Annotated in this window: 9 protein-coding genes and 2 pseudogenes; 2 read left to right on the forward strand and 9 right to left on the reverse strand. The window is 37.3% G+C overall.

Annotated features, from left to right (window positions below):
* Positions 1–619: 619 nt before the first annotated feature.
* Together katG and NC797_RS08375 are read right to left on the reverse strand one after the other, a co-directional pair.
* Positions 620–2,803: a catalase/peroxidase HPI gene (gene katG, locus NC797_RS08370; RefSeq protein ID WP_272436325.1), complete on the reverse strand. Its 2,184-nt coding sequence runs from the start codon at positions 2,801–2,803 to the stop codon at positions 620–622.
* A 1,059-nt stretch (positions 2,804–3,862) separates the two neighbouring features.
* The gene (locus tag NC797_RS08375; RefSeq protein WP_272436326.1) at positions 3,863–4,888 is read right to left on the reverse strand and encodes a DUF3231 family protein; all 1,026 of its coding nucleotides are present in this window, start codon (positions 4,886–4,888) and stop codon (positions 3,863–3,865) included.
* A 314-nt stretch (positions 4,889–5,202) separates the two neighbouring features.
* Between NC797_RS08375 and NC797_RS08380 the strand changes: the two genes are divergently transcribed.
* Entirely contained in the window at positions 5,203–5,826 is a 624-nt protein-coding gene (locus NC797_RS08380; protein ID WP_272436327.1) for an EcsC family protein, read from the forward strand.
* Between the two features lie 267 nt (positions 5,827–6,093).
* Here the strand turns inward: NC797_RS08380 and NC797_RS08385 are convergent, their stop codons facing one another.
* The 3 genes from NC797_RS08385 to NC797_RS08395 all read right to left on the reverse strand — a co-directional run bounded on the left by NC797_RS08385 (position 6,094) and on the right by NC797_RS08395 (position 9,451).
* Positions 6,094–6,876, reverse strand: a complete 783-nt coding sequence (locus NC797_RS08385; RefSeq protein WP_272436328.1) for an MORN repeat-containing protein — start codon at positions 6,874–6,876, stop codon at positions 6,094–6,096.
* Positions 6,873–7,883: a hypothetical protein gene (locus NC797_RS08390; RefSeq protein ID WP_272436329.1), complete on the reverse strand. Its 1,011-nt coding sequence runs from the start codon at positions 7,881–7,883 to the stop codon at positions 6,873–6,875. Before NC797_RS08390 ends, NC797_RS08385 begins: the two co-directional genes overlap by 4 nt.
* Before the next feature lie 1,019 nt (positions 7,884–8,902).
* Positions 8,903–9,451 carry an ATP-binding protein gene (locus NC797_RS08395; protein WP_272436330.1) on the reverse strand — a complete coding sequence of 183 codons (549 nt, stop codon included), beginning with the start codon at positions 9,449–9,451 and terminating at the stop codon, positions 8,903–8,905.
* A 203-nt stretch (positions 9,452–9,654) separates the two neighbouring features.
* Here NC797_RS08395 and NC797_RS18520 point away from each other — a divergent pair.
* A pseudogene (locus NC797_RS18520) lies at positions 9,655–10,922 on the forward strand (ISL3 family transposase).
* Between the two features lie 3 nt (positions 10,923–10,925).
* Here the strand turns inward: NC797_RS18520 and NC797_RS08410 are convergent.
* The 4 genes and pseudogenes from NC797_RS08410 to NC797_RS08425 all read right to left on the reverse strand — a co-directional run bounded on the left by NC797_RS08410 (position 10,926) and on the right by NC797_RS08425 (position 16,217).
* Complete coding sequence (locus tag NC797_RS08410; protein WP_272436333.1) at positions 10,926–12,233, reverse strand: transposase family protein; 1,308 nt, start codon at positions 12,231–12,233, stop codon at positions 10,926–10,928.
* 135 nt (positions 12,234–12,368) lie between these two features.
* Positions 12,369–13,194: pseudogene (locus NC797_RS08415) on the reverse strand (ATP-binding protein); the annotation flags it as partial.
* 163 nt (positions 13,195–13,357) lie between these two features.
* Positions 13,358–15,232 carry a beta-N-acetylhexosaminidase gene (locus tag NC797_RS08420; RefSeq protein WP_272436334.1) on the reverse strand — a complete coding sequence of 625 codons (1,875 nt, stop codon included), beginning with the start codon at positions 15,230–15,232 and terminating at the stop codon, positions 13,358–13,360.
* 37 nt (positions 15,233–15,269) lie between these two features.
* Positions 15,270–16,217, reverse strand: coding sequence for an acetylxylan esterase (locus tag NC797_RS08425; protein WP_272436336.1), 948 nt, complete (start codon positions 16,215–16,217; stop codon positions 15,270–15,272).
* Positions 16,218–16,247 lie beyond the last annotated feature (30 nt).

Consider the following 16,247-nt stretch of genomic DNA (forward strand, 5'->3'; position numbering starts at 1 on the left):
CAGTACAATTGAAGAATAAATAAGGAATATATAAAGAATGAATAGAGAACATTTAAGATAAGGAACAATGAAAGAATTTGCGTTATGAATAAGGTATAATGATTTTAGTAAATATTTTACAAATAATAGGGATACTATTGTATCATCCTTCGTTTTCCTATACCAATTTGATGGTAGGAGATTTGATGTCAATTGAACACTCCCGTGTGATCGTTGAAGTTATGTCATTCCTACCCATATTGAATGTGATTAAAAGAACAAGTAAAGCTTAAAATGACATATTACTCCACAAGGATGGAAGGAAATACTTTAGATCTCAAACAAGTTTCTCGTGTTCGTATTTCGGTTTCTCAATCATTTATTTAACTTACCTTTTCCCACATAATCTTTTAATTTATCATGTAAATCTTCAAATAAGGTACTTGGATGAATGCGTTTAATCTTATAGGAGACAAAAAAGATCCATAAAACCTTCAATCTCTTGTTGTGTGTACACAACCCTTTTGCCCCCTTTCCCAACCCTTGAGAGCAACTACAAACAACAGGAATATGGGACAACGAACCTTGCATACAAAAAAGACATTGGATAGTCTCCAATGCCTTTTAATGAATCAAATTTTTATTTAAGATCAAATCGGTCTGCATTCATTACCTTAACCCAGGCAGAGATAAAGTCACGCACAAACTTCTCCTTATTATCTTCCTGAGCATACACTTCTGAAATGGCGCGAAGTTGTGAGTTGGAACCGAAGACTAGGTCAACTCTTGTTCCTGTATACACCGCTTCCCCTGTTTTACGGTCACGTAGTTCGTAAACATCACCATCTACAGACTTCCATGCTAACCCCATGTCTAGTAAGTTAACAAAGAAATCGTTCGTAAGTGTGCCCACACGGTCAGTGAATACACCGTGTTTGGCGCCTCCATAGTTTGCGCCTAATACACGCATACCGCCAACAAGTGCTGTCATTTCAGGGGCACTAAGGTTAAGCAGCTGCGCTTTGTCTACGAGAAGTTCTTCTGGACGAACGCTATATTCTTTCTTCTGATAGTTACGGAACCCATCAGCGTAAGGCTCGAGCACGTCAAAGCTTTCTGCATCTGTTTGTTCTTGGGTTGCATCGCCTCGTCCTGGTGCAAATGGCACAGTTACATCAAAGCCTGCCTCTTGTGCAGCTTTTTCCACCGCAGCACTACCACCAAGTACAATCAAATCGGCAACGCTAACTTTTTTATCTAAATGACTTTGAATGCCTTCTAGTACGTTCAGTACCTTTTCTAGTTGTTCCGGTTGATTCACTTCCCAGTCCTTTTGTGGAGCAAGACGAATGCGAGCACCATTAGCTCCTCCGCGATAATCTGAGCCACGGAACGTACTAGCTGAAGCCCACGCCGTTGTTACGAGCTCACTGATTGTAAGCCCTGAATCTAGGATCAATACTTTTATATTTTCTACTTCATCTTCTGTTAATTCATAATCAACTTTTGGTACTGGGTCTTGCCAAATTAATTCTTCCTCTGGAACTTCCGGGCCAAAATATCTTGTACTAGGACCCATGTCACGATGTAATAATTTAAACCATGCACGTGCAAATGCATCCGCAAATTCCTCTGGGTTCTCATGGAAACGATGAGAAACCTTCTCATATTCTGGATCAAATCGCAGTGCCATATCTGCAGTAGTCATCATAGTCGGAACACGCTTTGATGCATCTTCTGCATCTGGTGCAAGATCCTTTTCATTAGGATTTACGGCATGCCATTGATATGCACCTGCAGGACTCTTCGTTAGCGACCATTGATATCCGAACAGTAAGTCAAAGTAACCATTATCCCACTGTGTTGGATTCGCCGTCCAAGCACCTTCAATGCCACTTGTGATTGTGTCACTTCCTTTACCAGAACCGTGTGTGCTTAGCCAACCTAACCCTTGTGCTTCAACAGGTGCAGCTTCTGGTTCAGGCCCAACATGTGAAGCATCTCCTGCTCCGTGTGTTTTACCAAAGGTGTGACCACCTGCAATTAATGCTACTGTTTCTTCATCGTTCATTCCCATACGTGCAAATGTTTCGCGAATGTCACGAGCACTTGCAACTGGATCTGGTTCACCGTTTGGACCCTCTGGATTAACATAGATAAGACCCATCTGAACAGCAGCAAGTGGATTCTCAAGCTCACGATCGCCAGTATAACGGTTGTCACCTAGCATTTCTGTTTCAGAACCCCAGTAGATGTCTTCTTCTGGATGCCAAATGTCTTCGCGTCCCGCACCAAATCCAAATGTCTTTCCTCCCATGGATTCGATAGCAACATTACCTGTTAGAAGGATTAAGTCAGCCCAAGAAATTTTGTTACCATACTTTTGCTTAATCGGCCATAACAACCGACGGGCTTTATCAAGGTTCGCATTATCAGCCCAGCTGTTAAGAGGAGCAAAACGCTGTGAACCAGTTCCACCGCCTCCACGACCATCACCTGTACGGTATGTACCTGCCGAGTGCCAAGCCATACGGATAAAGAATGGCCCATAATGTCCATAGTCAGCTGGCCACCATTCTTGACTGTCTGTCATTAAATCGTGAAGATCCTTCTTAAGAGCTTCATAGTCTAGCTTTTTAAATTCCTCTGCATAATCAAAATCTTCTCCCATAGGGTTCGATTTTCTGTCATGTTGATGTAGAATATTTAAATTTAGCTGGTTTGGCCACCAATCCTTATTTGTCGTACCACTAGACTTGTGACTAGTAGCACTGCCGTGGTGAAACGGGCACTTCCCAACATTTGCAGTTTCTTTAGAGTCCATATTTTTTCCCCTTTCATATATTAGATAGATTAATAGTTAGTAATTCTCCTTCAGTTCAACTTACTTTCAGATAATAATTATTATTATCTTATTATTTATATTGTAGATGATTTACTCAAAAATTGAAAGCATAAAGTAATGCTGTATTTTAAAAGTTTTATCAAACCCGTTTAAGTGCGTGTTCAAAACCACCATGGCTTATCAGTCGCCCAATGAATGAAAACAGGATTAAAGTCACTAGTTTTCGTATAAAAAGTCAACAAATGATATTCGGACGTTTTTTGAAATAAATACATTCAATGAAACCTGACAAAATAGGTGCACTCCCAATTGCTACCACTTTCCCAATAGCCACCCCTGTTTATTAAAACTACAGAGAAAAATAACGGTTGATACAACGCCATACTTAAAGAAGCCAACAAAGTTGTTTTGATTGGCTTCGTTTTGAAAGTCCAATTTTCCTGTTACGAGAACAATAAGCAATAAAAGGAGATCTTCAGATTATGCTGTCAAACAGCTTTTTGGAAATAAAAAAATAAAGATATTACTGTTGTCTTTTTGAACGCAATTTTACAAGCAACAGGTCGAAATTGGAGAAACAGAGCTTACTCCTTCTTTGATAGCAGGTCAAGAGATGATAGATGGGATTGTTAAATTAAAGAAGAATTCACAGTAACTAAAGCTGGATTACTTCGGATACCGTATTTGCCAAATGGAAGTAAATAAAGCATTGTTAAGAATGGGATTACAATGGTTCTTTCCTTTATTAGATATACATATAAGTTTGTGTAGGATTGGACTTTAAAAAAAAACCAGGTAAAGTAAATAAGTGCTGCACAGTACAAATATTCTAATCATTAATCAATCATTATGGCAATCACTCTATAGGGTGATCGTTTTGTCGTATTTGACTGTTACTGTGTAACAAGAGTCTTCACTTTTAAATGACTTTAAAAAAGAATGTACATAAGCTAACTGGCAAGAAAAAACGGCTTTACCTATTAGATTAGAACAACAAAAAAAGTAAGACGTTTACGACCTGCCCTTTACTATCATATATTACATATTTTGATTATTCATTCTTGCTAATTCATCCCTATCTGATGCCATTGGAGGTTGTTCTAACCATCTATTTTTTATCATGATGTTAGCTCCGTCTTCAGCAAATAGTTGAATTTCTGCAGAAAATTTATTATACATTATACCTAAATCTACTCTAGGACTTTGAGCAAGACCAGTACCGTAATACCCAACACTTAAAGCAATCAGTGCAGAAGTATAAAACATCATAATCTTACCAGAAAAAGTTTGAGTGGTGCTATTTGTTATTTCTGTTGCCCATGTCATTGGTACAGTAAGATAGCTTTCTTCTAGCTTAGCTCCGAAAGATTTAATATGTTTCCTTGCAGTTTTTATGCCTCTTAAAAAAAATTGCTTAACATCCTTGTCTTGAGCTACCTGACTAAATCCAACTAGGGTAGCTGCTCCTAAAGCATTTCTTTGTAGATTAGAATAAAGATTGGATACTTCTAATGCTACTAGGGGTCTTTTCTCCCCAAATACATCCCAAAGAAAACCTTGTTTTTTAACATATTCAACATGCTCTAAATTTGGAAAATATGGAGATCTTACATATAAACCTTTTGATAATAATAAATCCAGTGACAATTTATATAGTTGCTTTGTCTCTTTAAGACATTCCATATAATATTCAGAAACATCCTCCCGTATAGATACAGCTAAACTACCAGAATAGGCAGTTAACCCAATTTTAGCCATGTTATGAATGAAATTTAATACATAAACATCTGAATATAACCTTGGAGCAGTTAAATCTACATCCTCTTCAATCTTGAACCCGTGTGGAATGGCATGCTTTTCCTCATTAAATATTGAAGTTAACTTTTTTATGTGTACTTTAGATAATTCTAAAGCATGGTCTATTATTGGTTTAATTTCATAGTCTTCAGATTTTTCTAAAAAGTAAGTTAGCATACATACACTTGCACTATCATTTAAGTATTGAGTCCATAGTTGTCCCAATTCAGCAGAAGTCAGTCTTATCTGTTGTTGCTTTTCTTCCATTATTAGTAACCTCCCGTACATATTTAACTACCTTTACTTTCTCCATTAGTTATATATCCATTCATAAAGATTAGTGTTGAAAAATTTCAGAATTGAGTAGGAGGGATTTCATATTGTATTCACGAGTTGTAAGAGTCGAACAGGGAGTTGTCGAGGTGCAATTTATGTTACGGAACCCGATGATATTCAGCTTTGCTACGCCATTATTAGTGGTTAAAAAATTTATAATATTTAAATAGTTAGTTTTTATCCCAACTCTACCACTTTTGTATTAAAATAGTATTAGTAAACTTATCCTACTCAGGAGGGGAATTATGGCAGATAATCAATTGACAGATAGTAAAGTGGGTAAATTATTGGATTGGGCGTATGAAAAGTCTATAAACGGAATACCAGGTTCGGATACATCATATGAACTAGCTGAGAATTTTATGGCGAAGCACGATTCAATAGATAAAGCTATTAATAGTTTAGTTCGCTGGCAAAATACTAAATCCGCAACGAGTGGATTTTTAACGGGTTTAGGAGGGTTGATTACCTTACCAGTAGCCATTCCAGCCAATATAGCATCAGTTACTTATGTACAAATTAGGATGATTGCAGCAATTGCACATATGAGAGGATTTGATTTAAAAGATGACCAAGTAAAAACATTCGTCTTTGTGTGTTTAACAGGTCAGTCCGCTTCAGATATATTAAAACAAGCTGGTATTAAAGCAGGAACAGCACTTACAAAACAAGCAATAAAGACAATACCCGGGGAAATTATTAAATCAATAAATAAAGCAGTTGGTTTTAGATTAGTAACTAAGTTCGGTGAAAAGGGTGTAGTCAATTTAGGGAAAGCTGTACCTCTTGTTGGAGGATTTATAGGTGGAACAGTTGATGGTATAGGTACAAATATCATTGGAAAGACAGCTAAGAAAGTATTTATATGACAAGGTTGTGAGCAATTTTTCTAATTAGAATAAAGATGACACTAATACGCAAAGATAATGGGCTTATTGAAGCTGAAGGCTTAGGTTCATGCAATTGCAGAGAGTCATCTTTTCAGCCTTATGTCCATCTTTTTAAGTACTAAATCACCTGATAAGGAACAATTTAAGAATAAATAAGGAATATATAAAGAATGAATAGGGAAATTTAAGGAATAAATAAGGAAACTATACTAGCATCAACCTATATTTTATATATTCATCCAAACGTTATCCATGATTAACTAATTTCCCATCAGACTTATACTCGATACCTTGCTTAAATTCATAAGATTTTAGACCTGCAAATGTCCCCTCATACCGCAGTTTCCCATCTTCATAGTAAAGTTTTCCGACTTCATAGCACCTCGCACCATAAAAGAAATAGGTACTTTTTTTCATTATCCCTTCAAATTTCAAATTGCCATTTTCATAATATTCTTTTCCCCAACCGACAAATTGCATATCTTTCAATTTTCCTTCATAACGAAGCCGGCCGGATGGATAATACATTTTGCCATAGCCATGGGGCTTACCACTCTCAAACTTACCTTCGTACCAAATCATGCCATCTTGCCAATAACCTTTACCAAAACCACTTTTATAGCCATCCTTCCATTCACCATCGTACTTTAATGTGCCGTTTGTATAGTATTCCTGATGGACGCCGTCTTTTCTATCTTTATAAACTTCTAACTCTAATCCATTATGGAATTCACCTTCAAATAGGAGATTTTCATCTTCATGAAATAGTTTTCCAAACCCACCATACACACCACTATCCCATTCCCCTTTATAAATTTCTTGACCATCCCTACTATATGATGTCCCAAATCCGTGAAAACTTCCTTTACGAAAATCTCCTACATATCTTATAGGTGGGTTTTCGGGATTGTTTATGTCCGCATCTGCATAATAAAGGGTTCCATACCCATGCTCTAATCCATCTACTGCCTCTCCTTCATAAAGCTTAATATCTGTTAAAGGTTCATACCAAACTACTTTCTCTTTCACATTATTCCCTCCTCAAATTCAAATTCGAAATCCAATTCTTCATAACATTTTTCACAATAAAAATAGCCGTCCGGTACACGACGACTCCACTGACGATCTATAACTTCTTTACATTGTGGACAATCCACTTCATTCATCCAGGATACGTTATTTTTTAATGCTTCTTCTTCCGTTAATACATCATACCAATTCATTCGTTGCATTGAATCGGTAGTAGACCATTTGTTTTTGTTTTCTTTGTTACGATATTTGCGATTTGTTTGAATGAATTCTCTAAGTACTTCTGGTCTCTTTCTCTTCCGCATGATTTCTTCAATTATTTCAATTGAAAAACGTTCATTTGTGTCTGGAAGTACTTTTTTGCATTGTTCTAGTAATTTTTCAAGTGCTTCCGCTTCCTCTTGTAAGATCGTCAATATGCGATACATCTCACTTACAAGTGGCCCATCATCCCCTCCATAAAATAAGACGGTCGAATAGTCACTATCATTCAACACATCATATAAATCTCTTAAAATCATGGTTAAATCTAAATGCGTTTCAAAATCCTTTTTAATAGATCGATTCAGGTAATACTGATATCTATCTCTTACTTTTTCAAAATCCCAAAATAAAAACATGTAATCGTCTGCATACGCATCGTAATGTGGAACTGCTTCCTGCTCATCAAAACAATCACTATTACAATATTGGTTACCGTCAATATCAATAAGATAGGTGTCATCGATTTGCGAAAAACAGTATGTGCAATACCCCCATTTTGGTTTTGCATTCCAAACCTTTTCTTCATAATTAAGCCACCCCTCACGGCTAACACTTCGTAATAAGAGACCGATATATCCTTTCATTTTTCGTTTGCCTACTGTTTTTTCGATTGCCCTGTATAGCTTTCGATCATGTCCTTTTAGTCCTTGTAAAACGTCTGTACTTTTTCCTTGACGTTCCTTTTTAAGGTATATCCGACAAAAATCTTTAAACGCTGAAAACTCATCTTTTTGAATTAACAATCTTCTCTCCTCCTCATCCAGCAATATACATATGGCTTATTTATATTTCTACGCTGCCATTCTTCTCTATTAAAATAAGTTTTTAATCCCAGAAATCATCAAACCAACACTAAACAATCCGATCACTAATAGGATGATGAGTGTTACGATGATAAGACACCTCCTTTTGGAATTCCTTATATCTCCATTCCATTACATATATACATACGCTATTTTTATTTGTCTACGTACCCAAACATTAAATCGGAACAGACTGGAGATGCTTTCGCTATACGATCTTAAAAATTAAAACGGAGATTTTATATAATATCACAGAGGGCTTTTCTACTATTAGTCATTCGATAAAAGGGATCTTCGTCGAATGGATTGTCGTTATTTTAATCCTCCTTGAAATTTTCCTGACGATCTTACAAATTTTAGGATGGATACCACCTAAAGGGGGACGGCTTTAACCAAAGCTTTTATTTCCTATTAGTGTTAGTTCAAATAGGACTGAGAAGTTCAAGGCCGCGGAGCTCCTCAGTAGTGGAACGGATGCAGGTAATACGCGAGCAAAGGAATGCTTCTAAAGAATGTGCATCGTACAGAGGAACAGCGGTTTTTATCTTATTTATATCTTAAATATTCATTTAAATACCTTTTGAAGAAACAAATTATTTCTATATATATCCTCTATTTTTACCGTTTTCAAACATTAAATTAATTCTTTAACACTGCTATATAAGGATTTTTGAAATAAACTTAGATAAAACCTTAATGGTATAGGGCTAAAAAGAATTAAATTTATATCTTAGTTATGTCTTAATTTATATCTTAAGATGTTTTAAGTGTGGTTTTTAAGACATAAAACCCATTTTGGTTTTTTACTTGATCCCATATTTTTTATGGTTTGGTCTTTTTTATGCATTTCGTAAAGTAAATTTGTAACTTTTTTCTTTTTTTGAGTTATGTTTAAAGCATCTGAGAGTTTATCCAATAATAGATCATCAATTTCTGATCTACTAGCTGAATCATATTCTTCAATAAAGGAGATAATCATTTTTTTTATAGTGTTCTTTATCAAATGCTCTATTTTTAATATAGGAAGATTTATCCCCTGTCAGAGCAGCAATTTTTGAAGAAACGTATATATTAGGGTATCTGCCTTCAATCAGTTTATTTTTTCTAAGTTTTCCCGCTTGTTCTTTGCTAATTGGTTTACTTTTCTGAACTTTATCCAATAAAATGACTGTATCTAAATCAAGGTCTGCGTGATTAATTAGCATCTTTGTATAATTTAGATCAATAATTTTACCAAATATTTTTACAGTTACCCTTTTATCATTGTCTAAATCATAATCAGGAAGTGGGAAAAATCTTTTCTTTTGCAATAAAAACATTTTCCGTATACCACTGCCTATGGTATCTATCATATTCAGATTAACCATAGCTTCTGCCAGCCAGCGATTTCTATAAAACTCTTGAGGGGCATCTTGCTTGATAACATTTTCTATAGTCTGAGGGATGAAATTCCCAACATTTGTAAACACAAGTTCTTCAGGCTTTTCAACGACATTTACTCGACCCATTAATTCGTAATCTTGGTGAGCAATGCAATTATGAAGTGCTTCTCTTATAACATACGAATCATATTGGTTAATTTCTATAGGAAATAAACTTTGGTCAGGCATATACCTATATTTAAGGTTTCTTATTTGCTTCTTCGCTGTTTAAAATGATCAGCACCTGTCAATACTAGATTCTAACTAATAGAATCAAAGGGTGATAATTCATGAGTATTGAAGTCCAAGATATTGATAGTGTTTTTCATATCTCCGAACCGTGGTATATTGAGAGATGTGTATTTGATGAAGAAAAAGAGTGCTTACATTGTTATATTTCTTTTCGCAAAGGAGCTACTTTTAGTTGTTCTAATTGTGGGCAAGAACATCAGAAAGTATATGATATTGCTGATCATAATCGAACCTGGAGACATTTGAATTTTTTTGAATATCCATGCTATATTCACGCTGAGTTACCACGTACGGAATGCATAAATTGCGGTAAAATTCATCGGGTTCATGTACCGTGGGCCATTAAGCGGCGTTCGAACTTTACGTTGTTGTTTGATGCTTGGATTATTGCAATGGCAAAGGATATGCCCATGAGTGCAATCAGCCGACTTGTCAAAGAACATGATACGCAGTTATGGCGTATTCTCCACTATTACGTGGATCAAGCTATTGCAGTACAGGATTTATCGCATGTAACCATGATTGGAACTGACGAAACCTCTGCTAAGAAAGGGCATAATTACGTAACCATTTTTATGGATCTTAAAAAAAAGAACGTCATACATGTGACAAAAGGTAAGGACTCCAGCACGTGGGAAGAATGTAAAAAACATTTGGAATCCCATGGCGGGAGCTCTGAAAAGGTAAGGTATCAGAGGTGTCGATGGATATGTCCCCTGCTTTTATTAAGGGAGCAACAGAAAACTTTCCCAATGCAGCCATTACCTTTGATAAATTCCACGTCATTCAGGCTGTAAATCAAGCTGTAGACCTAGTGCGACGATACGAACGTCAAAGTAGTGCAGATTTAAAAAACACGCGATACATGTGGTTGAAAAACGAAAAAAACCTAACCAAAAAGCAAAAGGAAAAGCTAGATCGATTAAAAGACTCTGATTTAGATACAGCCAAGGCCTATCGTATGCGCATGAGTCTTCAGGAAATGTATAATTACCCTCCTGAAATTGGACCAATTGCGTTAAAAGAATGGATCCAATGGGGGCTGCGTTGCCAACTGAAACCCATGGTAGATGTGGCAAAAATGCTGAATAAACATTATGATGGCGTCGTCCAATGGTTCAGCTCAAAATTGAACAATGGACTGTTAGAAGGGATTAACAGCCTGTTTCAAGCAGCAAAACGGAAAGCAAGAGGCTACCGCTCAGACAAGAACATTGTTGCCATGATTTATTTACTAGCTGGAAAGCTGGATTTCTCGCAACAGTTAGCGGATTTGCTAATTACCACATCCTTTGCTATAATTTAAATGTTAGGTGCACCTTATTTGTATAGGTTTTACCATGTTTGTTATATCCTCGTCTGTTAGTATGTGTCTTCGAAACGACTCTAACAGATCCGAGGATATTTTTATTGCCGTTTTTTTAATGGTTTTTAAAAGCTTTGTGCCTTTTTCAAATAGCTGCATCATTATATCTGCTATTTGCGTTAATATATAATGATTTTTCATGGCTGTATAATTGTGGCTGTTGGCGTGTTCGATGTAATATCGCACGTTTTTTTGGTTATTGAATCCCTGATTTTCAATTTTCCATCTACTTTTACCTGCATGAGAAAGAGCTTTTGCATTGCGTTTGGTAATGTTCATATCGGTAATAAACAGGAATTGTTTCTTGTTTCCGTCCTGTTCATCAAGTTCACATTCAATCAAGTTCAACTTTCGTTGATTGTATGCAATACCGTTTACCCAGCAAATATCTTCTAGTTTATTGTCGCTTTCCAACAATTTTAATTTGGCAAATTCATCCGCAACGCTAGATATCCGGCCTTCTTTAAAACGAAGCATGTATTTCCATTTGTTTTCTTCACAAATATCGAATACCCCTTCACATGTGTAAAGACTATCCCCTAGTATACAGATGGGCAATCGCTTGAATATCTTCTTTAGTTTCTCTGCCAACCTGTAGAAAGCCTTCAATTTGCAATCCTGTTTTTTCACATCTTCCGATTCGTTTTCAATAAACTCAGAAGCAATGCTTAAAACCATGTCTCCCACTACCAATTTTGCTTCTAGTACGTGATGCATATAAACTGTTTTCTTCACTTCACCATTTTCGTCTCTATATTCCCGGCGCAAGCAGTGTTCACAATGCTTTTCGTCAAAACTAAACAGCCCTGTGCCATCAATAATGACACCCCAATATTTTTCATTTATTCGATACTTTTCTAGGGATCTTTTCTTTAATAATTCTTTGATCATGTATGTTCTGATTTTCTCTAGCTCTTTCGAATCTAGGGCCGATAAAAAATCGTTGATTGTATCATAATGAGGAAGCTCTACAAGAGTTTTTTTGCCCAAAATCTTTTTTACATTTTCAATGCATTCATCCCGGTTAAAACTCTCTGTCATGCCTCGCATACTCTTCATGTTAAACAGATTTTTTAAAATTGGTGCTAACAAGAGAACATCCGTATCGTAGGTAATATAACTTTGATTCCTTGGATCCTTGACCTGAAGCAGTACTTTATTAAGATCTTTAAAAAAATGCTTATTGTTTTTCATTAACTCGAAAAAATATTTCGCTTCTTTTTCGAGTTCCCTTTTTTCTTTTCTATTCATATTAAAATTAATCCCCCTGAAAATGTTGATATAACAGTGCTTTTCTATCTTAATTATACCATTTTTCCCAACTAGACTAGGGGATTATAGACCGATTTTAGCACGAAAAATTTTTACTCTTCAGAGCTGGAAATGCCTAGAACCTAGGTACCCACACGGACATGGATTCATTGCACCTAAAAGGAGAAATTGAGCCGGATAGGTAACTGTTGACGCAGCACGACTAATCGTTACCTTGCCTGTTTCAATTGGTTGGCGCAACATGTCTAGTGTCCGCTTTGGAAACTCTGCCATCTCGTCGAGAAAAAGCACGCCACAATGAGCAAGGGACGCCTCCCCAGGCTTAGGATTAGATCCACCCCCAATTAGTGAGACCGCTGAAGATGAGTGATGTGGATTTCTAAAAGGGGCAAGCTGAAAATTAGCATTGGTCAGGCCTGATAATTGGTAGATACTCATCACTTCATACTGCTCATTTTGTGTGAGCATCGGTAAAATTGAAGGAAATGTTTCAGCCAGTAAGCTCTTCCCACAACCTGGCGGGCCGGACATTAAGACGTTGTGACCACCAGCTGCTGCAATTTCTAGAGCCCTTTTTGCCTTATCATGCCCAAGAACATGCTTGAAATCTTTGTCGTAGGAAACGGTAGATGTATTGGTGGTTGTAGGTGATGAAAAGGCTTCTGAAGAAAAAGCAGAAAGTTGACCGGAAAAAGATTCAATGACTTCACTTAAAGACCGGACAAAGCGTAGTTCAATCCCTTCCAGCTGTTCAAGTGGAAAATCACCCATCCATGGCAAATAAAGCACAGAAAACCCTACTTTCCTAGCAGACAGAATTGCCGGCAGCATGCCATCAACTGCTTTATAAAGCTGCTATAACACGATCCTTGGATTCTTTAACCGACGTATCCGGTAACCCAACAATATTAACACCCTCTACACCGGGAAACAACTGCACCTAAACCTGAACCTTATACCCTTCCATTCCCTTTAGATCTCATAAAAAAGCGTCCTGTTAATTCGTGTACGACTGACCCATAACATATCTAGTAAATCACCCCACCCCCCGTGAAACAAGATTTTTCGGGTGGTGACAGGCACTTCACATTAGGCACTCAACATTATAATGGACTGGCGGTTGCAATACGCTTATACGTATTTCTTCCTACAGTTCCTTCAAAAAACGAATCCGGGTGGTGAAAATACTGTCTTGTTTCCTCTAATTCATCTATACGTTTTATCTGTCCCTCCAACCATTGCTTAGTCCGATACTGTGCTGTTGCCATTCGTGTGATGACACCCCCATAGCGGATATCCAGTACTTCCCATCCAAATGGTTTATTACGGTCGAGCCATACTTCCCGATGCTTTTCACGCAAAATATCGACATTCTTTTGAAGAACAGTAATCTTATCATAGATTTTACTTACTTCCTTCTCATCCCTTGCATCATACGCTGATTTCAACTGAAGTCCTATCTCTGCTTTCACCTCAAGGACACTTGCCAGCTGCATGTAAAAATCAAACAACAAATGATAGGCTGCATTATTTGCTCTTGCACTATCGAGTTTAAAAGCTAATTCCCTGTAATGGTTGTCAAGTCCGAGGTCTGTAATGTTTTCATCATATAAACCAAGTAAAATGTCTTGATACAATAAGAATTTAGAGGGATTAGAACCACTTATATTAGGAGCAGATACTCCCGGGGTTTCATCCAGTTGATTAAGCAGTAAAAAATCTTCATAATTGCCACCTGTGCAAAAGGAGAAACGCTGTTCTAGCCTTTCTTGATCAACTGAAGCATGATAAGCATGCTCTGCGTAAAACTGTAACATGGGTAAAGCAGCTTGGAAAGGAGTTTCTGCTCCATCATCGCCCCACATAGTAACGAATGTTTCCTTAATCCCCTTCCTTTTACAGGCAGAAAGTGCTGCTTCAGTTGTCGCTATTGCTTTTCCATAATTCGGAGATATGCCATTCCAAGTCCAAACCCCACCAGCAAAAATGGGATTTTCTTTTAACTCCTGATGCTTTTGTAGAAATACTTCATAGAACTCCTCATCTGTGTGATAATAGTCCCAGTACACAAGCTGCACATCAGGAATGGAAGCAATCACATCCTTAGGAATTATTGCTTTTGAATCATAATAATCCCCATTCTCAGAGCCCAACCTAAAGTACATGTCGCTCCATATCATCGCCTCTAATCCTAAGCGCTCCGTTATTGACACTACTGTTTGCAGATGCTCATTCATAAGCTTAAACCGCTTTTGATACCCATGTTCCTCTAAATATTTACCTAAACCAAGTTGATGCGCTTCGTCCATGCCAATATGAATACGGTTCGATTGGAAAGGGCGGGATGCTGCTTTGATGATATGCCCAATAAACTCATACGTTTTTGGATTTCCAACAAGTAAAATATCGTTGGTATCCCTAAGCCCCTCTGCATACTTCCACTTTAATGCTTGCGTAAGATGGGAGAGCGTTTGGATGCATGGAATCACTTCAATTCCTAAGGTTGCAGCATATTGATCACAGGTTCGCAGTTCCTGTTCTGTATAGCGACCGCGCATATAACCGAAATAAGGATATTCTTCTACTTCGTATGTATCTTCGGTATAAATCATAAAAAGGTTAAGCCCCATCATCGCCATCTTTCTTAACAGATCTTGGATGCTCTCCACATTTGGCACCGCATTACGTGAAGCATCAACCATAGCGCCACAGGTTTCAAATTGAGGATATTCCGTTTTCTCAAAATTTGTTTCAGAATCATAGTATTCCAACCACAAACCTAAAGCACGAAAAAAGTGAATCTTCTTTTCAAAATGAATGTCACCTTTCCCGTTTTCATTCGCTACAACAATTGGCCCCTGTTTTTGAACAATGTCTAATGGATAACCGTCATCACTTAGAACGATTTGTAACTCATCTGCGAGCAGTTCTAAACCATCTTTGATTTCTGCGATATCACCGTACACTTTTAGCTTCATTCTGTTGCTCCTCCCTCCTCATCCATTTACAATCTACTTAAAGGTACGTGTTTACGTACTGGATGGTTTTATCAATATGTTCGATAGTAGAGACATTGTGCCCCGAAAAGGGATAGACTTCCATTGACTTTGCTACTTCTAACCGATTATATACACCAAAAATAGACTCTGGCGGACAAACAGGATCCTTTAAACCAGCAGACATCCTAACACGACAAGAAATACTCGGGGATAGATTAAGGTTATCAAAGTACGACAATGTATGAAAAACGGTGTTGATATATGCTGGATGTCGTTCTAAAAATTTTTCTACATAAGTAAGCGATCCTTCCATCTTTAGTGTGATTGCTAGCTCCACATCACACATGTTCGGAATATCCGCGACTGCAAGTTTCGGTCGTTCATCCAATGCGGCAACTGCTAAGGTAATCCCTCCACCCATACTCGTTCCCATTATCGCAATCCGTTCTTTATCAATTTCCTGGCGTGTACAAACAAAATCAATCGCACGAACGCCATCCATATAGACCTTACGATAGTAGTACTCTGCTTTATCTAGAATCCCTTTTGTTACCCAACTTCCCATTTCATCAGATGAGTAAGTAGAAAAATCTCCACTTCTCCCTTGTCCCCTACAATCGACCGCCAATACGGCATACCCTTGAATCAACCACTTCATATATTCTGAAATTGAATGCTTATGCCCTCCATAGCCATGAAAGAAAATAAGGCAAGGCAAAGCATGTGTGACTTCTTTGGGGACAAGGTAAAAAGCTTCAATCGGCGTGTCATCAAATCCATGATAGGTTAATTCATATGCCTTAATCTGTTTAATTGGATAATCAATTGTTTTCAACTGTGCACAAAGTGGTTTTTCCCTAGTTTGACGAATAGTCTTTGCCCAAAATACATCGTGATCGGTTTGTTTAGTTAACGGTGGGTCATAGCTCTCTAACTCCTTCATTCTTTCTTGAACACATTTCATTCGGTTCTCTCCTATTTCCTCATTCTATTT

The organism is Terrihalobacillus insolitus (genome assembly GCF_028416575.1).
Taxonomy (GTDB): domain Bacteria; phylum Bacillota; class Bacilli; order Bacillales; family Amphibacillaceae; genus Terrihalobacillus; species Terrihalobacillus insolitus.

Bases quoted from the DNA above. Each gene is read 5' to 3' on its own strand.
- NC797_RS08410 (WP_272436333.1), bottom strand. From the start codon at position 12,233: ATGAATAGAAAAGAAAAAAGGGAACTCGAAAAAGAAGCGAAATATTTT.
- NC797_RS08425 (WP_272436336.1), bottom strand. From the start codon at position 16,217: ATGAAATGTGTTCAAGAAAGAATGAAGGAGTTAGAGAGCTATGACCCA.
- NC797_RS08380 (WP_272436327.1), top strand. From the start codon at position 5,203: ATGGCAGATAATCAATTGACAGATAGTAAAGTGGGTAAATTATTGGAT.
- katG (WP_272436325.1), bottom strand. From the start codon at position 2,803: ATGGACTCTAAAGAAACTGCAAATGTTGGGAAGTGCCCGTTTCACCAC.
- NC797_RS08395 (WP_272436330.1), bottom strand. From the start codon at position 9,451: ATGGGTCGAGTAAATGTCGTTGAAAAGCCTGAAGAACTTGTGTTTACA.
- NC797_RS08420 (WP_272436334.1), bottom strand. From the start codon at position 15,232: ATGAAGCTAAAAGTGTACGGTGATATCGCAGAAATCAAAGATGGTTTA.
- NC797_RS08375 (WP_272436326.1), bottom strand. From the start codon at position 4,888: ATGGAAGAAAAGCAACAACAGATAAGACTGACTTCTGCTGAATTGGGA.